This is a genomic window from Sporosarcina sp. 6E9 (assembly GCF_017921835.1).
In the GTDB taxonomy this organism is placed as follows: Bacteria; Bacillota; Bacilli; order Bacillales_A; family Planococcaceae; genus Sporosarcina.
In genome coordinates, this window is the sequence record NZ_JAGEMN010000001.1 from 1638557 (window position 1) to 1659016 (window position 20460).

The 20460-nt window shown below is 38.4% G+C and carries 26 protein-coding genes and 1 other annotated feature; of the genes, 8 read left to right on the top strand and 18 right to left on the bottom strand.

The features are described 5' to 3' along the window. Positions 1-84 precede the first annotated feature (84 nt). The 3 genes from J4G36_RS08460 to J4G36_RS08470 all read left to right on the top strand — a co-directional run bounded on the left by J4G36_RS08460 (position 85) and on the right by J4G36_RS08470 (position 1848). Positions 85-807 (top strand): alpha/beta hydrolase, encoded by a 723-nt coding sequence (locus tag J4G36_RS08460; protein WP_210469580.1) that lies wholly within the window; start codon positions 85-87, stop codon positions 805-807. 88 nt (positions 808-895) lie between these two features. After that, complete coding sequence (locus tag J4G36_RS08465) at positions 896-1411, top strand: YjcG family protein (protein WP_210469581.1); 516 nt, start codon at positions 896-898, stop codon at positions 1409-1411. A gap of 2 nt (positions 1412-1413) precedes the next feature. Next, positions 1414-1848: a GNAT family N-acetyltransferase gene (locus J4G36_RS08470; protein WP_210469582.1), complete on the top strand. Its 435-nt coding sequence runs from the start codon at positions 1414-1416 to the stop codon at positions 1846-1848. A 65-nt stretch (positions 1849-1913) separates the two neighbouring features. Here J4G36_RS08470 and J4G36_RS08475 read toward each other — a convergent pair whose 3' ends face one another. The 6 genes from J4G36_RS08475 to J4G36_RS08500 all read right to left on the bottom strand — a co-directional run bounded on the left by J4G36_RS08475 (position 1914) and on the right by J4G36_RS08500 (position 4656). Further along, a complete protein-coding gene (locus J4G36_RS08475) occupies positions 1914-2165 on the bottom strand; it encodes a stage VI sporulation protein F (protein WP_210469583.1) in 252 nt (83 codons plus the stop codon). Between the two features lie 16 nt (positions 2166-2181). Beyond that, complete coding sequence (locus tag J4G36_RS08480; protein ID WP_210469584.1) at positions 2182-2334, bottom strand: YjcZ family sporulation protein; 153 nt, start codon at positions 2332-2334, stop codon at positions 2182-2184. 122 nt (positions 2335-2456) lie between these two features. After that, on the bottom strand, positions 2457-2819 hold the full coding sequence (gene spoVAE, locus J4G36_RS08485; protein ID WP_210469585.1) for a stage V sporulation protein AE: 363 nt from the start codon (positions 2817-2819) through the stop codon (positions 2457-2459). Between the two features lie 9 nt (positions 2820-2828). Continuing rightward, complete coding sequence (locus tag J4G36_RS08490; RefSeq protein ID WP_210469586.1) at positions 2829-3830, bottom strand: beta-ketoacyl-[acyl-carrier-protein] synthase family protein; 1002 nt, start codon at positions 3828-3830, stop codon at positions 2829-2831. Beyond that, the gene (spoVAC, locus tag J4G36_RS08495) at positions 3824-4279 is read right to left on the bottom strand and encodes a stage V sporulation protein AC (RefSeq protein ID WP_210469587.1); all 456 of its coding nucleotides are present in this window, start codon (positions 4277-4279) and stop codon (positions 3824-3826) included. The genes J4G36_RS08490 and spoVAC overlap by 7 nt, the downstream gene beginning before the upstream one ends. Next, positions 4279-4656 carry a hypothetical protein gene (locus tag J4G36_RS08500; protein ID WP_210469588.1) on the bottom strand — a complete coding sequence of 126 codons (378 nt, stop codon included), beginning with the start codon at positions 4654-4656 and terminating at the stop codon, positions 4279-4281. The genes spoVAC and J4G36_RS08500 overlap by 1 nt, the downstream gene beginning before the upstream one ends. A 150-nt stretch (positions 4657-4806) precedes the next feature. Here J4G36_RS08500 and J4G36_RS08505 point away from each other — a divergent pair, with 150 nt between their 5' ends. Continuing rightward, positions 4807-5373: a CotY/CotZ family spore coat protein gene (locus tag J4G36_RS08505; protein ID WP_210469589.1), complete on the top strand. Its 567-nt coding sequence runs from the start codon at positions 4807-4809 to the stop codon at positions 5371-5373. A 109-nt stretch (positions 5374-5482) separates the two neighbouring features. Here J4G36_RS08505 and J4G36_RS08510 read toward each other — a convergent pair whose 3' ends face one another. Together J4G36_RS08510 and mgtE are read right to left on the bottom strand one after the other, a co-directional pair. Next, the gene (locus tag J4G36_RS08510) at positions 5483-5881 is read right to left on the bottom strand and encodes a hypothetical protein (protein WP_210469590.1); all 399 of its coding nucleotides are present in this window, start codon (positions 5879-5881) and stop codon (positions 5483-5485) included. 59 nt (positions 5882-5940) lie between these two features. Continuing rightward, positions 5941-7314 carry a magnesium transporter gene (gene mgtE / locus J4G36_RS08515; RefSeq protein ID WP_210469591.1) on the bottom strand — a complete coding sequence of 458 codons (1374 nt, stop codon included), beginning with the start codon at positions 7312-7314 and terminating at the stop codon, positions 5941-5943. 68 nt (positions 7315-7382) lie between these two features. Here mgtE and prpE point away from each other — a divergent pair, with 68 nt between their 5' ends. Continuing rightward, positions 7383-8132 (top strand): bis(5'-nucleosyl)-tetraphosphatase PrpE, encoded by a 750-nt coding sequence (gene prpE, locus J4G36_RS08520; RefSeq protein WP_210469592.1) that lies wholly within the window; start codon positions 7383-7385, stop codon positions 8130-8132. Here the strand turns inward: prpE and J4G36_RS08525 are convergent. From J4G36_RS08525 to J4G36_RS08540, 4 genes are read right to left on the bottom strand one after another with little or no spacing between them, the layout of a single operon-like run. After that, on the bottom strand, positions 8116-9033 hold the full coding sequence (locus tag J4G36_RS08525) for an RluA family pseudouridine synthase (protein WP_210469593.1): 918 nt from the start codon (positions 9031-9033) through the stop codon (positions 8116-8118). The genes prpE and J4G36_RS08525 overlap by 17 nt on opposite strands. Beyond that, positions 9026-9826 (bottom strand): NAD kinase, encoded by an 801-nt coding sequence (locus J4G36_RS08530; RefSeq protein WP_210469594.1) that lies wholly within the window; start codon positions 9824-9826, stop codon positions 9026-9028. The genes J4G36_RS08525 and J4G36_RS08530 overlap by 8 nt, the downstream gene beginning before the upstream one ends. Next, positions 9823-10500: a GTP diphosphokinase gene (gene yjbM, locus J4G36_RS08535; RefSeq protein ID WP_246880446.1), complete on the bottom strand. Its 678-nt coding sequence runs from the start codon at positions 10498-10500 to the stop codon at positions 9823-9825. Before yjbM ends, J4G36_RS08530 begins: the two co-directional genes overlap by 4 nt. An 18-nt stretch (positions 10501-10518) precedes the next feature. Beyond that, on the bottom strand, positions 10519-10908 hold the full coding sequence (locus J4G36_RS08540) for a UPF0738 family protein (protein ID WP_210469595.1): 390 nt from the start codon (positions 10906-10908) through the stop codon (positions 10519-10521). A 188-nt stretch (positions 10909-11096) separates the two neighbouring features. On the opposite strand from J4G36_RS08540, the gene J4G36_RS08545 reads away from it, so the two are divergent. Together J4G36_RS08545 and J4G36_RS08550 are read left to right on the top strand one after the other, a co-directional pair. Continuing rightward, positions 11097-11483, top strand: a complete 387-nt coding sequence (locus J4G36_RS08545; RefSeq protein ID WP_210469596.1) for a globin domain-containing protein — start codon at positions 11097-11099, stop codon at positions 11481-11483. After that, on the top strand, positions 11480-12286 hold the full coding sequence (locus J4G36_RS08550) for a DsbA family protein (RefSeq protein ID WP_368668736.1): 807 nt from the start codon (positions 11480-11482) through the stop codon (positions 12284-12286). The genes J4G36_RS08545 and J4G36_RS08550 overlap by 4 nt, the downstream gene beginning before the upstream one ends. 314 nt (positions 12287-12600) lie before the next feature. On the opposite strand, the gene pepF is transcribed toward J4G36_RS08550, so the two are convergent. The 5 genes from pepF to J4G36_RS08575 all read right to left on the bottom strand — a co-directional run bounded on the left by pepF (position 12601) and on the right by J4G36_RS08575 (position 18675). Further along, positions 12601-14418, bottom strand: coding sequence for an oligoendopeptidase F (pepF, locus tag J4G36_RS08555; RefSeq protein ID WP_210469597.1), 1818 nt, complete (start codon positions 14416-14418; stop codon positions 12601-12603). 63 nt (positions 14419-14481) lie between these two features. Next, entirely contained in the window at positions 14482-15612 is a 1131-nt protein-coding gene (locus J4G36_RS08560; RefSeq protein WP_210469598.1) for a competence protein CoiA, read from the bottom strand. Between the two features lie 114 nt (positions 15613-15726). Then, positions 15727-16377: an adaptor protein MecA gene (gene mecA / locus J4G36_RS08565; RefSeq protein ID WP_210469599.1), complete on the bottom strand. Its 651-nt coding sequence runs from the start codon at positions 16375-16377 to the stop codon at positions 15727-15729. A gap of 250 nt (positions 16378-16627) precedes the next feature. Further along, positions 16628-17023 (bottom strand): transcriptional regulator SpxA, encoded by a 396-nt coding sequence (gene spxA / locus J4G36_RS08570; protein WP_166739594.1) that lies wholly within the window; start codon positions 17021-17023, stop codon positions 16628-16630. Between the two features lie 446 nt (positions 17024-17469). Next, positions 17470-18675, bottom strand: a complete 1206-nt coding sequence (locus J4G36_RS08575) for a putative glycoside hydrolase (protein WP_210469600.1) — start codon at positions 18673-18675, stop codon at positions 17470-17472. Between the two features lie 184 nt (positions 18676-18859). Beyond that, positions 18860-19096, top strand: a binding site (T-box leader). A 98-nt stretch (positions 19097-19194) separates the two neighbouring features. Between J4G36_RS08575 and trpS the strand changes: the two genes are divergently transcribed. Continuing rightward, positions 19195-20181, top strand: a complete 987-nt coding sequence (trpS, locus tag J4G36_RS08580) for a tryptophan--tRNA ligase (protein WP_210469601.1) — start codon at positions 19195-19197, stop codon at positions 20179-20181. Here trpS and J4G36_RS18935 read toward each other — a convergent pair. After that, positions 20132-20356: a YuzI family membrane protein gene (locus J4G36_RS18935; protein ID WP_483315894.1), complete on the bottom strand. Its 225-nt coding sequence runs from the start codon at positions 20354-20356 to the stop codon at positions 20132-20134. The two genes, trpS and J4G36_RS18935, sit on opposite strands and share 50 nt — an antisense overlap. Positions 20357-20460 lie beyond the last annotated feature (104 nt).

The following is a 20460-nucleotide window of genomic DNA, read 5'->3' on the forward strand; positions in this document are numbered from 1 at the left end:
TCAATTTGAACTACTTCCATTATACCGAATGAAAGTGAATATGTTACAATTTCAACATAGATGAATCTAGGAGGCTAAAATCAAATGAAGCAAGGTAAAATTGAAGAATTTACAATTCAGAGTAAAGCGCTTGGCGAAGAAATGCAGGTACTTGTCCATTTACCTCATAATTATACCCCACTTTATAAATATGGAGTCCTAATTGCATCAGATGGAAAAGATTACATACAATATGGTCGTGTCGGAAGAGTGATTGATGAATTTATTGAATCAGGAGAAATTGAAGATATAATCTTCTTTGGTATTCCTTATAAGAGCGTGAGTGAAAGAAGGCGCATGTATCATCCCGACGGTGATAAACATGAAGCCTATATACGTTTTTTAGCGCACGAACTCGTTCCTTACATCGACGATAACTACCCTACCTATCAAGTTGGGGCTGGTAGAGGTTTAATCGGAGATTCACTTGCAGCAACAATATCCCTATTAACGGCTTCTAAATATCCAAATACTTTTGGAAAAGTAATCTTGCACTCTCCTTATGTGAATGATTATGTCCTCGAGAAGGTAAATGCTGTCGAAAACACAGCGGCATTTTCGATATATCACGTGATTGGAGAAGAAGAAACGGAAGTAAATACGCAAAAAGACGGCATTCAAGACTTTTTAAAACCGAATCGCGAATTAAACAAATTAGTCGAATCAAAAGGGTTTTCGTACTTCTATGAAGAATTCAAAGGAGACCACACTTGGAAATACTGGCAACCCGATGTACGTCGAGCAATCTTAATGGTGTATGGTCAGTAATAATAGAAATATGACAGATAACGGATACATCTGTTATAATTACTGTTAGCGCTTCGATCTACAACAATTCAATTAGGAGGTTTTCATAATGAAATATGGCATTGTAGCTTTTCCATCGAAAGAACTCCAAGATTTAGCAAACGGGTATCGAAAACGATATGACCCACATTATGCGCAAATTACTCCGCACATGACAATTAAAGGCGTATTTGATGCAAACGACAAAGAGATTGAAGAAGTCGCGAAAGAAATTAAAAAAGTAACCGATAAACATGGACCATTTGAGCTAACCGTTTCAAAAGTAAGCACTTTTGCTCCGATTACAAATGCAATCTATTTTAAAGCTGAAACGAATGAAGAATTGATGAATTTACACAAAGACTTGAATTATAACTTCTTTGGCGACGAACCTGCTTACGCGTTTATTCCGCATATTACAATTGCGCAAAAACTAACGTCAGGTGAACACGATGATATTATCGGTCAATTGAAAATGGTCGGTGTTAATCATACTGAAACAATAGACCGGATCCACCTATTATATCAACTAGAAAATGGATCATGGAATGTCTTTGAAACTTTCCGTCTTGAAGGAGCTAATTAAATTTGTTTGATGTTAAAATCGTCACCACTACGCAAGAAAAAGAGGATGCGTTTTCTGTCAGACGAAAAGTGTTTGTCGAAGAACAAGGGGTTCCACTAAGCCTTGAGCTTGACGAACTTGATAAAACGGCAGATCATTTTGTCGTCTATACAGAAAATACACCAATTGGAGCAGGAAGAATCAGAGAAAGCGATTCTGGTATCGGAAAAGTAGAACGCGTATGTATTCTTCCCGAGTTCCGCGGAAAACATCTTGGAAAACTTATTATGCAAGCTCTTGAGGATCATGCTGCTTCTAAGGAATTCGAAAAGATTGTATTAAACGCCCAATCCTATGCCATTCCCTTTTATGAGAAAATAGGTTATGTAATTACTTCGCCGGAATTTATGGATGCAGATATTCCGCATCGCACAATGGAAAAAACATTAAAAAAATAAAAAATAGCTGATTCATCGTCTCTCTCGTAGCAGATGATTTTCAGCTATTTTTTTCGTGATTGCGGTTATCTACCGAGCATTTTCTCGATATCTGAAAAATTGACTGCTTTTCCGTCATTCACAATGGATTTGACAAGTTCATCTTCCATATGCGGTGACACTTGTTTATTCGCGAGCTTACCGACGTTTCGAATAATTTTTCTTACTTGACGCTCGTCGCTGAAATCCGCATACTGGATCGCATTTGCAAGTGCAAATACTTCTTCCATCGGAACCCCTGTCTTTGATTCGATTTTCCGGAAAAATGAATCATTCATCCGCTATTCCCCTTTCTTATACAAAGCTACTGCCGACAATGATGAGTAGAATGAAGAGAACGACGATGAGAACGAATGTTGAACCGCCATATGATCCTCTTCCGCGTCCACATTCCCCGCCATAGCCGCCTACACCGTAGCCGCCTCCGTAAGGATTGCATCCAAACATAAAAACCCCTCCTTCCCTTCTACATAGTGTATGCAGAAAAAAAGAGGGGTACGGGGCAAGTGCACAAGATATTAAATTAGATGAATCTTACTAAGATATCTTTAACCATGCATACCAGCAGGTTAAACCTTTCCTTTTGGCCTGAAAAAAACCGCTGCAATGAAGCCAAATAAAATTGCGGCACTAATTCCCGAACTTGTCACCTCGAACATTCCCGTCAGGACACCGACAAATCCATGCTTTTCTGCTTCCGCCATTGCTCCGTGAGTTAGTGCATTTCCAAATGATGTAATCGGAATTGTGGCTCCGGCACCTGCAAAATCGATCAAAGGTTCATATAATCCTACTCCGTCAAGAACGGAACCTATTACGACCAATATGCAAAGTGTATGCGCGGGCGTTAATTTTGCTACATCAAATAATAATTGACCAATGACACAAATAAGACCCCCGACTACAAATGCGGTAATAAATATAGACAACATATCATTCACTCATTTCATTTCTAATTCAACCGCATGCGCGATGCATGGAATTGTATCTCCTTGTTGAAACGATAATGGGGATAGTAATGAACCTGTGGCAATTAACAATACACGCTTATAATTTCCTTGCATCATTTTTTCATAGACATCCGAAAAATAAATCGCCGCCGAACATCCCGTCCCACTCGCACCGGCTTGAAAATCCGAATCACCACCGTAAAACTCCGCTCCTGCGTCACGTAAATTATTCGTCGTTTCTATCTTCTTTTTAGCAATTAACTTTTGATAAATTTCAAATCCAATCTTTCCTAAGTCACCTGTAATAATGGCATCGTAGTGCTTCGCTTTTCTTCCATGCCCATTTAAATGGCGTTCTAACGTATCTGCCGCAGCGGGCGCCATTGCGGCTCCCATATTTAGTGGATCCGTCATACCAAGATCAATTACACGGCCAATCGTCCCGCTTACGATTGCAGGAAAACCAACCTGATTCGGAGTAACTGCTGCAACCCCTGCTGCGGTCACTGTCCACTGCGCTGTTGCTGGCTTTTGTGCACCGTATTCAACAGGATATCGAAATTGCCGCTCCACAGCATTATGCTGACTGCTCGCTCCTGCAATGGAACAAGTGGACATTCCCGATTCCGTTAATAATGCAGCTGTCAAAAGCGATGATATAGAAGTCGCACATGCGGAAAACATCCCTACATAAGGTATTTGAAGCTCAGATGCACAAAAATTCGAAGGGGTCATCTGATTTATCAAATCTCCAATTAATAGAAAGTCTGCATCATCTGGCACAAAACCTGCTTTACGCAATGCAATCATGCAAGCATCTTCTACTAACTTTGCATTTCCTTTTTCATTTGTCAGCTGTTCGCTTCGTTCATCGTCTAATACTTTATCAAACATTGAAGCAAAAGGACTTTTTTTCTCTAGGGGGCCAACGACTACACCTGTGGCAGCAATCGTCGGATTTGTTCTAAACTTTAAAAGGCCTTTTACTACCATGAGACGACACCAAACTTTACTAAAATTGTTTTAATGAGTGCCACAATAAATGCAGAAGCGACGCCAAATAATATAACTGAGCCTGCAAGCTTGAACATATTTCCGCCGACACCCAGAACATAACCTTCACTTCTATGTTCAATGGCAGCCGAAATGACAGCATTCCCAAATCCGGTAATCGGAACTGCAGACCCTGCGCCTCCGAATTGAGCAATTTTTCGATACTGTCCAAACCCGGTTAGCAGCATGGCTAAAAAGATTAACGTCGCAACTGTCGGGTTACTTGCTGTTCGTTCTGTGAAATCAAAAAACGTCATATAAAATAAGGAAATGGCTTGTCCGATTAAACATATTGTTCCACCTGTAATAAATGCAGTAAATAAGTTACGTGCCAACGGAGGTTTCGGAGATATTTTACTTTCTAATTCGGCATATTTTTTTTCATCCATTATGTTTCCTCCTCCAACAAACTTTTCAATTCCTCGATTTTTTTAGGCAACTTATCGTTATCTGCTGAATCCATGAGTTTCTTTGTTTCTTGAATGATTTTACTATCTGCTGAGACCGTAACTTCAAAGTCCTCATAAAGTTTCCCTAGTTTTTTGGTTAACTCTTTTTCGATTTTAGTTTTGTGGAATCTTGAAAATGTTTTCACCGTAACACCAGATAGAATCTCCTTATCATGAAAAATAGCGATAGCACTTATTAATCGATCATCATCTTCAAATACTTTTTCTGCTTTTTCAACATCTTCATTCGTGTCATTTTGAATATGGACACCTTTTTCTATTTGGACACAGCCTGCTAGAACTAGTAATAGTAGCAAGGAATTAATTAATTTACGGATATGACTTCGCCTCCTCTACTAATAGCATGCCAAAAATCGATTCATTTTATTCAAAAATAGTCGGTGTGCCCTGTCGTTTCAATCCGATTCGCATAAAGTATATAGAACTGATAAAAGGAGGTGGAATTAATGGGATGTGGAAGAGAAGATAATGTTAAAGGAATCCAATGCCAAGATAACTGTATTTGTGAAGTAGTTCGGGCAATCAAAAGAATTCAAGGAATTCAGGACGATAATGATTGTGATGATTGCGTAACAGATTGCTTCGTAGCACCGCTTGGAGGACTTGTTAGCCCAACACGTGGAAGAATTAACACACGTGTATTCATGCTGTTAACGGATGATGGGGATCCATTCAAGGCGATGTTTAAACGCTCAAAAAGACGTAGAAAAGGTAATCATGGACATCAATCCGGCGCAAAAGAGAGTGTTGGATCTGATTGCAATAACTGTTTCTCGGTATTTTTCCGAGTACAGAATGTCTTTGACAACTGCTGTGCAACACTACAAGTATTAGAACCTCTTGATGATGACGGCCGTCGCGTCGATATCTTGAAACACGGAAAAATTGACTTTGACAGATTATGTGATGTTGAAAACTTTAGAGAAACTGATTCTTGTATTACAGTTGATTTAAAATGTTTCTGCGGTGTCCAATGTGTTAAAGATGTATTCATCGACTGTGACAGAGATTAATAGGTAAACCTGCAATGCTCAGACTGCCCGATTGGTAAACTCAATCGGGCAGTCGTTTGATTTATGCACAAAAAAAGACCGAACGGATAATTTTCCGAACGGTCTTTTATTATTGTTCTTGAAACGGTTTCCCGCGCCACAATACTTCGTTGATTGCATTAATTTCTATCGCAACAATTAAATCTTCCTCGTCTACCAGTTCAATAAAAAGTGTTTCGCCTTCGACTTTATTGATAGCACCTTTTAGTACTTCATTTTCAAGTACAAATTGTAGCGGTTTGTAAATTTGCCGTTGGAATGGGCGTCCAAGGCTAATGATCTTGTTAAAGACTTCTGAATTCTTATGAGCTGTCTCCTGGACTTCCTCTGCGTCCTCGATAAAATCTTCAATTTCTTCCTCATTCAGCACAAATACTGATGTGCTTTCCTCCTCCGTGGTGGCAACCCGAAAATAAATGGGTGGCCCGTGAACGAATAATAACGGTTCATTTTTATAAATAATGCGCACATCCTTTTTGAACTTAGTATATGCGATGATTATTTTTGATGTTCATCGACGAAAATAACTTATAAATCAGCAATAAATGCTGTTGCCAATCCAAGATAAATAAGTGTACTCAATAGATCATTCAATGTTGTGATAAAAGGACCTGATGCTACAGCCGGATCTACTTTCATTTTGTGCATGAATAACGGAATGAATGAACCTGAAATTGTTGCAACGAATATTGATACGAAAATAGCCGCGCCGACAAGCAGTCCTAACAGGAATTCCTGCTTCCAAATATAAACTAGCCCGACAACAAAAATGGCGCATACGAATCCCGTCATCAGTCCAGTACCCGCTTCTCTTAGCAATAATTTAAACTTGCTTTCGTCTTCGATATCGCGCGTTGCAATTCCGCGGACCGCTACCGCAAGTGCTTGTGTACCACTATTACCCGCGGTTCCAGCAATCAATGGGATGAACGCTGCCAAAAGGGCAACTTTTTCAATTGTTGCTTCAAATGCACCGATTAAATTCGCTGTTAACATGCCCAAAACTAATAATATAAGAAGCCATGGAAGTCTCTTTTTTGCTGCTGATAATGAATTTTTATCAAATGTACTCATATCCGAAACAGCTGCAAGTTTGGAATAGTCATCAGATGCTTCTTCTTCGAGCACGTCTAGAATATCATCTACCGTAATAATACCGAGCAAATGTTGTTGAAAGTCAACGACAGGTACCGCAAGAAAATTATAATCCTTAATCATGCGCGCAACATCTTCTTGATCTTCGCTAACAAGTACACTGACGACTCGATCATTCATAATTGTATGTATGAAAGTATCCTCATGGGCGATGATTAAATCACGAAGTGAAACAACACCTGTCAATTTTTCACTTTCGTCCACAACAAATATATAATAGATTGTTTCCGCATCGGGCGCTGCATTACGTAAAATTGTCATTGCAGATCGCACAGTCGAATTTTGCGGAATCACCACGTATTCTGTCGTCATTATTGAACCAGCTGTATATTCTTCGTAATGTAAAAGAGCCTTGATTTCGTTCGCTGCCTCTTGGTTCATCAAAGTTAAGTAACTGACGACTTGCGCTTTATCAAGTTCATTTAAGACATCTACCGCGTTATCCACAAACATATGAGAAAACATGTCTGCGGCATACGTCGTGTCCATCTCTGAAAGGAACTTTTTATAATCTTCATCATCAATTTCACTTAACTCAAAAATTTCTGCAAGCTCTTTTGGCGATAGATAATAATAAATTATTTTCCTTAATTCCGAATCCACCTTTTTATAAAAAGTTGCTCGATCATAAGGATGAAGCACTAAGAAACCAGAACGAAATGACTCAATATCTTTGTTTTCTAGCGCTTCAATTAGTTGTTCTTCATCATAAATAATTTCTTCTTCGTTGTCGATTTTTCCAACCATTGCCGCACCTTCCTTTCCATAATCGCGGGATTTCTGGGTATATTAAAGTTAAAAAGGGATGAATAAATATGAATAGTTACGATATTATTGGTGATATACATGGTTGCTTCGATGAGCTTTCTCATTTAATCCACAAGCTCGGTTATACAATGGAAAATGAAAATGATATTCCTCTTCATCCAGAAGGCCGTCAGTTAGCCTTTGTCGGTGATGCCATGGACCGTGGACCAGACTCAGTAAAGACATTAAATTTTATGTTTCGACTTCAGGATGCCAGAAAGCTTATCTATTCCCCAGGAAATCATTGCAACAAGTTCTATCGTTATGCAAAAGGTAATCCAATTCAACTTCAGCACGGAATCGAAACGACTGTAGCTGAGCTTAAGAAGCTTCCATCTAATCAGCGGCATTTTTTTCTAAAGCGTTATGTCGAATTTTATGAGTCTTTACCTTTATATCAAGCCCTGGAAAATAAAAAGCTCATCATCGCACATGCAGGTATTCGTGAAAATCTTCTTGAATCGACTAATAGGAAAAAAATTCGTTCTTTTGTTTTATATGGCGACACAACAGGTGAAATCCATCCAAATGGTCGTCCCGTACGCAAAGACTGGGCGAAACAATATTATGGTCGTTCCTTTATTGTTTATGGCCATACGCCTGTTAAAGAAGTGCGTTTCATACATAATACGGTGAATATCGATACAGGTTGCGTTTTTGGCGGTCAATTAACAGCTATCCGTTACCCCGAAAAAGAAATCGTGGCGATTCCATCTTCCCATCCGTTTATCGCCGATCGTTTTACTGATTATGACTAAGAATTCTTTTCATATCAAGTGGTAGGGGTGCTGTAAAAGTCAAAGACTTATTTGTAATTGGATGTTTAAATTGCAATGATTCACAATGCAAAGCTTGCCGTGAAATTAATGATTGACTGCCACCGTACAAGTCATCCCCATGTATCGGATGACCGGTCCACTTCATATGTACCCGAATTTGGTGTGTTCTACCCGTATGAAGTTTTAATTCGATTTTTGTCAGTTTTTGTCGGTTTATCACGAACCTATCAGTAACATGGACTTCTGTACAAGCCTTTTGTCCATCACTGCGAACAATTCGTTCAATTATACTACCATCTTTTCGACCAATTGCTTCATTAATCATTATGTAATCAGGAAAAAAGTGACCTTCAACGATGGCAGCATAACCTCGTTTAAAAGTTCCATTACTAACCTGATTGCCAAGCAAATGATGAATATGCCGATTTTTAGCAATACACACTAAGCCTGAAGTATTGTGATCCAATCTCGTTACAATATGTACAGTTGAAGGTATTTTCTCACTTATGAATTTACGTGCAACAAAGTTGGCGATTGTTCTTGAGCGATGATTAAAGGACGGCATTGTACTTTGATGTGCGGGTTTATCCAGTATTAATAAAAAATCATCTTCAAATACTAGCGCCAAGTCCCCCTCTTCTGCCTCTAGCCCGTCACTTGTTTCTTCAGGCGGAAAATATACGTCAATCCGGTCTGAACTATTTAGGATGTGACGTACATCTCTTTCAATGCCATTTACTAAAAGCGTGCCGCCGTTATATTTGACTGCTGTTAATGTACGTTTCGATATTTGTTGTGCACCTAAAAAGTCACGTAGCTTTATGCCATCCTCGGTCACATTAAAAGACAGATGAAATCTCATATCATTAACCTTAATCATTATTATCAATAAAGGAGTCTCTAACGCGTTTCCAGAATGGGAATGGTCGGAACCTCGCGAAGCGAACTCTTTCTGATGATACTTCATATTCGATTGACTTGACGTCTTCGTGTAGTAATTGCAGATGATCCACTGTTACCATGAAATCAGGTCCATTTACTGGTTTCAATATACATTTATGATGATCTGGCAATACTAGCGGAGAACCAACAGTACGAAACACACGGTTATTAATGGAAGCCATTTCCGTTAGCTGCATCGAAGGTAATGACGGGTGAACCAATGCGCCACCGTTGGATTTGCTATAGGCGGTCGAGCCGGATGGTGTAGACATACAGAGCCCGTCCCCCCGGAAACGTTCAAAATGTTTATCGTTCAATAAAACATCCATCACTAATGTGACATCAGGAGATTTTACCGATGATTCGTTAAGGGCTAAATAATGCAAACTTTCTCTATCGCCTTGATAATTAATCGTTACGTCCAATAGTGGATATTCAATTACGTCATATTCTTTTCTAGCTATGCTAATCACAAGCTTCTCAATTTCAGACGGCTTCCAATCAGCATAAAAACCCAAATGGCCGGTATGTATCCCGACAAATGCGGTTTTCTTTAACCGATGACTGTATTTATGGAAAGCATGCAGCAACGTTCCATCACCACCAATCGATAGAACAATATCGGGCTCGTCTTCGTCAAAGATAAGGCCGAAACCAAGTAAATAATCCTTCGCCTCAAGTAAAAGACGATTTGATAATTCGTCATTTCTCGATTGTATCCAAAATCTCATTTTTTTCGCCTCGCATTCTGATCTTGATTGTCGAATCCCCTGGTTGGATCTTCTTTGTATGTACTAAAGTATTGTTGTGCATCTTGAATTTCATCTCGGATAAGTGACATTTCTTCATCTAACCGAAAGGCAGCCTCCGCAGCGCGTTCTAAACGAATGCTGATTTCATCAGGAAGCTCGCTTTCATATTTATAATTTAATGAATGTTCGATAGATGCCCAAAAGTTCATGGCTAATGTCCGAATTTGGATTTCAGCTAAAATAGTTTTCTCTCCTTGAATCGTTTGAACAGGATAATTAATAATGACATGGTATGAGCGATAGCCACTTGCCTTTTTATTTGAAATATAATCGCGTTCCTCTATAACTTCAAGATCATTTCGCTGGCGTAAAATTTCAACAACTGATTGAATATCGCCAACAAATTGACACATGATTCGCAAGCCAGCAATATCTGGCAGTTCAGTCGCTAATTCGTCGGAAGGTTCAAATGGAATTCCTTTTTCAAGGGTTTTGTCATAAATACTCGCGCGTGGTTTCACTCTGCCGGTTACAAACTCCACAGGTGTATGGATATCCTCTAACTCATATTGTGAACGAATCCCTTTAAGCTTAATCTTCAATTCATCGACAGCTTGTTTGTATGGTTCTAGAAATTTATTCCACTGCGGCATTTCAATTACCTCCCCCGTTTATATAGTACGCTTCAATATTTCTTCAAAAGCTGATTCTACTGCCGAGGTAAAAGCTTCCCCGTAATTATTATTTCCTTCAATATTATATATCAACATCGTCAACTCTTCGATAAATCCAGTTAAGGAAATGGTATTTCCATCAAAGATTATTACTGGGTTTGTATCGAGTTTTATTGAATCGACTAACAACGGCCATACTGCTCGTTCAAAATGAAGTTGACCATATTCTTCTTCTTCGTCCAACAAGTAGACAAACGACATTTTTTCAGAATCTGTAATCATTTTCCCTGAAGGAATTAAAGTTGTTGCTTTTATTTCATCACTTATCGGAAAGGTGATCACTGGACCGTTTTGAGTCCCGCTATTAATATGAATTTCAGTGCGCATAAAAATCTTCCCTTCATCAATCAATAAGTTTAGTCTATCATATGGCGCCCAGTCTTGCAGTTCGAAATATAGGACTTTTCACAAGAACTTAGGAGAACTTTTACTTCTATAAAGAGCGGTTTATTTGTGAAAGTCCTCAAGCGTTGGTAGAATATCAATACAGTCAGAGCAAAGGAGATAAATCAAAAATGACCCGTAAACCTTTGATTCCATATGAAATGATTGGCGAAGAGAAATTATCAGAGCTAATCGATTTATTTTATGAAAAAGTGGCCGTTCATCCTGATTTACACTCTATTTTCCCGGATGACTTAACGGAAACTGCTCGAAAACAAAAACAATTTCAAACTCAATACTTAGGCGGACCTAATTTATATAGTGATGAACATGGACACCCAATGATGAAAGCACGTCATAATCCTTTTCCAATCACTCCTGTACGTGCTGATGCTTGGTTGGCGTGTATGTCTGAGGCAATGGATGAAGTCGGACTCGATGGACAATTACGTGAATTCTATTATAAGCGTCTAGCATTAACTGCTAGACACATGGTGAATAAGGGGGATAATTCGTGATTTCGCGTCCTATGATGGAAAACCCGTTGAATCCATCCTTATTGACTAGGCCGATTGAATTATATGTTTTTATCGATCCGACATGCAGTGAATGTTGGGGTCTGCAACCTATACTACGTAAATTACAAGTTGCCTACGAAAAGTATTTTACTTTAAGAATTATATTGCGCACATCTCTACCAACGATGAATTTAACTTGTACAATCAATGATAGTTCCTATGAATCTTGTGAGAAATCACACCCATCGTTTCCTTCAATTGCAATTAAAGCCGCAGAATTTCAAGGAAAACGAGCAGGACAACGTTTCATTTCAAAGCTATTTGAATACTCGTATTTGAAATCTCGAAATGTCACATCATTTTCAGTACTCGTTGAAATCGCAGAGCTACTCCATTTAGACGTGAATGAATTCATACGCGATTTCACTTCAAAAAATGTGCATCGCTCATTGCAAATTGATTTTTTCATGGCGCAAGAAATGGAAGTCGAACACGCACCTACTTTCGTATTTTTCAATTCAAATATCGAAGATGAAGGATTAAAAGTGAGTGGCATATATGAATATGAAATATATGTTCAAATTCTCGAGGAGCTTATTGGTCAAACCATTATACCGGACTGCCCTCCTCCACTTGAGACCCTATTTAGTCGATTTGATACACTTACGACAAAGGAAATCGCCAGTATTTACGACATTACCGAAAAGTCTGCAGAACGCGAACTAAAAAAGCGACTTTTACAACAACATGTGCAACGTATAGCGTTTAACGAAACAACATTATGGCGACAAAAATGTTATTAATCAAAAAGAGCTGACCGTTTTAAATCGGTCAGCTCTTTTTTGATTTGTTAATCTGCAAAACGAAAAGAGCATCCAACACCTGGGGGGGAGTGGATGCTCTTTTATAAAAGGGAATGGGAGAAATGTTCACGTTCAAACAAAAGGGGTGTATGTTTGATATGTGATTTATTTCACATCCTTACTTTATCATGAAATAATAGATACATCAACATTTCACAATCGATTTAACAAGATTGTCACAAATGATGTTTAAGATCAACAAAAATGAGAAGAAATCCATTTCAATAAATGAATGGATTTCTTCTCGTTTTTTCTTATTTTAATAAAAGTGATTCGAGTTCGTTTAACTTCTCTTCGAAGACGCGGCATGCTTCTTCAATTGGCGCTGAACTCGTCATATCGACTCCAGCCTTTTTAAGCACTTCGATTGGATAGTCAGATGACCCTGCTTTCAAGAAGTTGTTAATATATCGTTCGACAGCAGGCTCGCCTTCCGTTAAGATTTGATTGCTTAATGAAACAGCTGCACTATAACCCGTTGCGTATTGATAAACATAATAATTATAATAGAAATGTGGAATTCTAGCCCACTCTACGCCGATTTCCTCATCGACAACTAAATCATCACCAAAGTACTTTTTATTCAATAAGTAATATTCTTCTGTAAGCTTTTCAGCAGTTAACGCGACACCTTGTTGATCCAATTCGTGAATTAAATGTTCAAATTCTGCAAACATTGTTTGACGGAAAACAGTTCCCCGGAAACCATCCAACCAATTATTTAACAAATAAATTCGTTGTTGTTCATCTTCAGTCGTTTTCAATAAATGATCGTTTAAAATCGCTTCGTTCACTGTTGATGCAACTTCAGCGACAAATATTGAATAACCACTGTAGATAAATGGTTGATGTTTACGTGAATAATAACTGTGTACACTATGGCCAAACTCATGAGCGAGTGTAAATAAGTTACTAACATTATCTTGCCAGTTCATTAAAATATATGGGTTTGTTCCATAGGCTCCTGATGAATAAGCACCCGAACGTTTTCCAACGTTTTCTCGAACGTCTACCCATCGATTGTCAAGGCCCTCTTTGACAATGGACGTATATTCCTCACCTAATGGGTGAAAGCTCTCCATCATTGTCTGGGCGGCTTCTTCATACGAATATTTAATGTCTACGTCTTTAACTAGCGGCGCAAACAAATCCCACATATGAAGCTCATCTAGTTCGAAAACTTTTTTACGTAGTGCTACATACCTTTGTAATAAATGAACATTATCATTAATCGTTTTTACAAGATTATCGTATACTTGCTCTGGTATGTGATTATTTGACATGGCGGCTTCTCGGGCATTGGCATAATTCCGGATACGCGCGTTCACATTATCTCGTTTAATATTTCCTGAAAGTGTTGAGGCAAAAGTATTTGAATACTTATCGTAGGTCGAATACATCGCTTTAAATGCTTCTTCACGAACGCGTGGATCGCCACTTTCTAAGAATCCGATATAACGGCCATGCGATAATTCAACTTCTTCGCCGTCTTCATTTTTCACTTTAGGAAATTTTAGATCCGCATTGTTTAACATGCTGAATGTCTCTGAAGATTGACCTGTAACTTCTGAGAGTTGTGCCAGAAGTGCTTCTTGTTCTGCTGGCAATACATGTGGACGTTGCTTATTGACTTCTTCAAATTCCTGCTTATACAAACGAAGCCCCTCATGCTCTTCAACCCAAGCATTGAGTTTTTCTTCATCAATTGATAAGAGTTCCGGCAAGAAATAAGAAAGTGCAGTGGATACTTTTACGAAAAGCGTTTTGATACGACCATCCATTGCTTGATAGAAACTATTTGTCGTGTCTTGGTCTGATTTCAAATGGGAATACACATATAAACGACGTAGTTTTTCCGAAAGTTCATCACGGTACTTGAGCGCATCAAATAAAGCATCCGCTCCGTCTTCAAGCTTTCCTTTAAACGACTCCGCTTTATTAGATAATGCATCAACTTCTTTATATTCTTGTTCCCAGGCACTGTCAGAAGCAAAAATATCTTCTAATCGCCAAGTTTCTTCAACATTTACTTCGTCTCGAGTTAATACTTTATTCTTTTGGTCATTCGACATATTTCTTCCCCCTTTAGTCGTTACTTCGAGTAACGAACAACTTTCATTTTCTCAATATTCATTTCACTTTGCAAGGAATTTGTGCGAAAGTAGTTCTATAAATTGCCTTTCTTCAAAGTTCGCAATGTTATCCAACGACTCCATATTCAACGACAGTAAAAAATCACGATAGTTCATACATGCGATTAACTGGGTATCTATTGGACCTTGAAAATTTTTAACAAAGCTACATATGAAATCATCACATATAGTATGAACAGTCAATTTCTCACTATGCAAAAAATGAACGAATGCTAATTGCCATTCGCAAGGATGTTCTCGAAATGGATTTATATGGGTGACGGGAATTCCAATCCATAACGGAAGTTCGGATGGTAGTATTCTAAGTTCATAACAATTACGAAGAAATGGATCATTCACACCTTTTCGATTATGCAAGATTCGATTTCGCAGAAACTTTTTACGCATAGCCAAAAAAAGCGTAGCATAGTTTTGAAGTTCATCTTCATTTGGATTTTTTGGTTGAGCGAATGGAAAGATTTGTTTCTTGATAGGGAGTGTTCGGTGTAAACCAATATATCGTCTACCTGCTATATGAAGAAGGCTACTGAAATAATGGAAACGTTCAAACTGAGGGTTATACGTGAGGAAATTAATACCTTTGGGAAAGGTTTCAGTTAAAAAACTTTTTTCAAATTCAGAAAGCTGAAATATACCGACACCTTGGGGGAGTGCCATTATTTTTCTAGGCGTGTGTAAGATCCAAATCGGAGCCATACCCGCTTTTTTATATCCGGCTGTTCTTGACTTAATATGTTTGATTGGTATAGCGCTACATTGAAACTCAATTGGAATTTGTCCAGTGTTGTTTGTTACGAGAAGATCAGGTCGCTGTGCTAAATCATTGAAATAGGGTTCTAATTTAACTTCCACGCCAATTCTTTCAAAAAAGGTGAATAGATCATGTTTACCTTGAAGGTGTTCTTTCGATTCGCCTTCTGAGAACGATGCTGAACAGGACTTGTCTTTTTTATGAGCAAAATGCGGGATTACTATGTCGCCCACTTTTAAATGCACAGTATCATTGCATCCAGGACAATAAAACAAATTCGAGTTTCGCCATTCTCTTAATTGTTCTCTTCGCATTTTGGTTGAAAGGGTAATAATTGTTCCATCTTCAGTTTTTGCAGTCAATATAAAAACCACGCTCCTTTTCATAATATTACGAAACTATATGCTAATTTGCAAATGAGAACAAAAAAAAGCAACAACCTTTTATAAGTTGCTGCGGCAATTTATTTTCTTTGATCAAAAGTACTTTGTTATTTGCGTAAAAACATCAGATTCAACAATTATATGGCCATATTCTTCAAGAAGATGGATTGTTGTCTTAGTAGGAACTCCGAATTCAGATAGTACACTAAACATATTTGTTTTTTCTTTATCATCCATCTGTTCCGAATCAAATACAACATGTAGATAGTATTTGTTGTTATAAGAGTAGAGTGATGTCTTCGCTTCATAGTGGCGCATCCGACTGGCAAGTTGAATAACATTTTCGAACTCATTAAATTCAAACGTGTTTTCCATCCATTCCACGTTATTTTCCGTAGCACTTAATATGTCTTCCATAGACTGAAAGCTTCCCCCACCGATATCATGAAAGACATCATGTTCAGCATCTGAACCAAACGGGGATTCACCAAGTTGACCATCGGCCGTATTCGCACGTGTAACCGTCACTTCTATGCCATTTTTCTTCGCATGAACTTGAATCCATAACGGGCCTTCCGCCTCGAATTCTGCTTCATCATTAATCTCATCCATCATATCCCAGAAAAGCTCTTCACTCTTTTCCCGGTTATACCATACCTCTTCACGGGTAAACCCACGTTCCTCGATATCCATATATGAAAGAAAAAATTTAACAGTATTTTCATTTATCCGTTCTATTTCCATCTTTATCTCCCCCTCCCTATAAAATAGGTTTTGTAAATATTCCCCTGTCAAAGAATGAAATAATCCTACAATGCTTATATTCATTATATGACCATGCGGCAAGATTTGTAAGGGTTTAACCACAGATCAATACATTTTGATAGTAAAAGCCATTGTAATTAACACCCGTCGGGAAAGCAAGGGAAAGACAAAAGCTGATAGGTGAACGGCATTTTTCAATGTCCCCCTATCAGCTTTTAATAACTTTCACTTAGTTGACCATGCGCCGCGCTTCAAGCAGCTGATAGGCCCTAACTTTTCTTGGTAGGAAACGACGGATTTCATCTTCATTATATCCTACTTGAAGCCTTTTTTCATCAAGAATGATTGGTCGTCTTAACAGACCCGGATGCTCTTGAATCAATTCGTAGAGTCGTTGTAATGGAAGACTTTCCACATCGACATTAAGTTTTTGATAGATTTTTGATCTTGTTGAGATAATTTCATCGGTACCATCTTCTGTCATTCGAAGAATTTCTTTTATCTCATCAATATTCAAAGGCTCTGAAAAGATGTTTCGTTCTGTATACGGAATTTCATGTTCCTCCAACCATGCTTTTGCTTTTCTGCATGACGTACAGCTTGGCGAAGTGAATAATGTGACCATCATACGCAAACCCTTCCTTTCAAATCGGCTCGTTCTATTTGCACTTATTTAAAATGAAACTAAATTAGAATTATTTTAAACTAAACTCCTATCTATTATTATACACAACTTTATTAATGAATAAAACACTTTTTCAAAATTACTTGCTTTTTATAAACAACTTGTCACAATTCCGCAATATAATGAGGTTTTTCATGACTTGTCGCTGACTTTCAACTCTTATATAATGGTATACCCACGACTCGGAAAAATAAACATGTGTTTTTCATAATTTCATTTTCTCATTTAGCTTCAATTCATTGAAAATACAGTTTGTCCTACTATTAATACGTATGAACCCTTAAAAGGTTCCATAAAATGAAACTTCAATTAGTATAGGGCTTTTATACGGAATGGTATTGCAGAAACAAAAAAGGAAACACAGCGATGTGCTTCCTTTTTTTCACTTATTGTTTATAGTTGACGCCCGATGTATATCGGTTTCCTGCATTCCAGAGCAAGTACTCATCAATACCATTGTCTTTCAAAGCTTTAATTTGCGCTTCCACTTCTTTTTTTCCGTAATTCAAATAGTTTCCTGCGCCGAGCCATGGTGCGCTAAAGTCTTGAATCCACGGCCTAGAAATCGGCCTGTTTTCAAGTGCGTCAAGAACTTTATTCTCTACTTTTGAATACTCAGAGACAATTTTATACGGTTCTGTATCCGGTTTTGAAACGCCAAAGTATGATGTCCAGTGACTTGGGTAAATCATCGATGAAATGACATCCACATTTTCGGATATTTTCGAGAAGTTTTGACCAATTCCAGGAGCTTCTGCAAGCGTTGCAGCATAACCAAATATATCGACAGAAACTTTAACGCCATAAGGTTTCAACCTTTCGCGAGCATAGGCAACGAAATCAGTTACTGCCTCTACACGTCGTTGAACAGGGTCAAGTTCAGAGTCTTTATAATCCTCGAAATCATATGCTAGTGATTCATGGCGTTTTTCAAAACCCTCGGGAAAACGGACATAATCAAATTGAATTTCTTGGAATCCCATTTTCGCTGCTTCAATCGCAATTTCAATATTATGATCCCAAACTTCTTTCATAAAGGGATTCACAAAAGCTTCTTTTCGACCATTTTTCCAAACCTCACCATTATCGACAAATGATAACTCAGGTCGCTTTTCTGCCAATACACTGTCTTTAAAAACGACAATTCGTCCGATTGGATAAATTTGCTTCTCTTCCATTTCTTCTAACATGGCACGCGGATTTTTAATATAAGGCTTTCCGATGTCCAAGCCTTTCAACGGCGAGTCATCCTCAGGAACATATGTAATGTTGCCATAATCATCTTTGATATCGATAACCATCGCATTTAAATCCGTTGTCTCCATTAAATTAACCAAAGTTTCAAATCTTGCCCCACCAGCTGAATGTCCGGTTACATATACGCCTCGAATTGCATCAGGATAGTCAAATGTTAGCCCTGAGTCATACCGAAACAATGTGGAAGATGCAACAAGTTGTTCATCATAGCTTTCGAAACCATATGTCATTTCTGAAAAGTTTTCTACTTTGCTTTTTCCCGCGGCATGTACACCTGACGGAATCGCAATTCCCGCAGCAAGTACTAATACGAGCGCCCATTTCAATATCTTCATTTCGATTTCGACACCATCCTATCTTATCCTCCTAGTTTAGCAAGAAGTCGACATAAATGAAAGTGTTAAAGAACAAAATCACATGGTGCCCGTACAGCTCTGACAAGGGTCAAGTGCAGGCTAGGCCATAAGCATAGTCTTGCTTTCTGCTCATATTTAGAATATAATGAGTATAACTTGAAAATGATCGGCATTGAAGGAAAAAGTAACCTCGGGTTAGCTTCCCAGAGAGTCTGTGGTGGTGAAAACAGATAACTGCACGAGGTGAAATGGGCTCCTGAGCTTGGCGGACGAATAAAAGTTCAATTATTTATTGACCTTTTTACTAGTCAGTCACGTATCTCCGCGTTAAGGAGCTTTGAGAGGCCTTAGGGCAATTTGGGTGGTACCGCGGTTGAAAAAGACATCAGTCGTCCCTTTAATTTGGGATGATAAGGAAGAATGAAACTACATTCTTCACTTAGGAAGAATGGAATTGCATTCTTCCCTGATGTCTTTTTATTATGAGGAGGAATTTAAATGAAAACAATTTTTTCAGGCGTACAACCTACAGGAACAGTTACAATCGGGAATTATATTGGGGCGTTCCGCCAATTCACAGAGTTGCAATATGAATATGATTGTTTGTTTTGCATCGTCGACCAACATGCAATCACTGTGCAACAAGATCCTAAAGAATTAAGTAAAACGATTCGTTCACTGGCGGCTCTTTATATCGCGAGCGGCATCGATCCAGAAAAAGCCATCTTATTTATTCAGTCAGAAGTCCCTGCCCATGCACAAGCGGGATGGATAATGCAATGCTTATCCTATATTGGTGAACTTGAGCGAATGACCCAGTTTAAAGATAAGTCAGACGGGCAGGAAGGAGTTTCTTCTGCACTACTCACGTATCCGCCACTCATGGCTGCCGATATCCTTCTTTATAATACAGATATTGTGCCTGTCGGCGATGATCAAACTCAGCATTTGGAACTAACACGTGATCTTGCCGAGCGTTTTAATAATCGCTATGGAGAAACATTAAAAGTACCGGAAATTCGCATTCCAAAACATGGTGCTCGCATAAAATCGCTTCAAGATCCGTTGAAGAAAATGAGTAAATCCGATCCAAATAACAGAGCGACCATTTCCTTACTCGACACGCCTAAACAAATCGAGAAAAAGATTAAAAGTGCAGTGACTGATTCAGAAGGAATCGTTCGATTCGATGAAGAAAATAAACCGGGAGTCGCCAATCTATTGACGATTGAATCTGCCCTAAGTGGTTTATCAATCGATGACGTCGTTTCAAAATATGATGGACTTAGATATGGTGATTTCAAAGCAGGCGTAGCAGAAGTCGTCGTCAATCATTTAACGCCAATCCAAGAAAAGTATTATGATTTACTTGAATCTCCAAAGCTCGACAGCATTTTAGATGACGGAGCAGAAAGAGCCAATGCGATTGCATCGGCTACTCTGAAAAAAATGGAGAACGCGATGGGCCTCGGTAGGCAACGGTAATTGTGAGCGTAATTGCTGAAATTACCAACAATGCAAAATCGGCTGTCCGAAAAATAAAATAAAAAACTTGGCTCCATTCATAACCAAGCGATCTATAATTAAAATAAAGTATGACATGCGAAATGCTGACGACAAGTAGTCCATAACTAATGAGAAATAAAAATACACGTGTAATAACGCATCGCCCTTTACGTTTTCTATCACTATATGAACAAGTAACACCACTTTAGACGAGTACAGGGACAATGATAAAAATAAGGCAACTTCCGGAATTTGCGG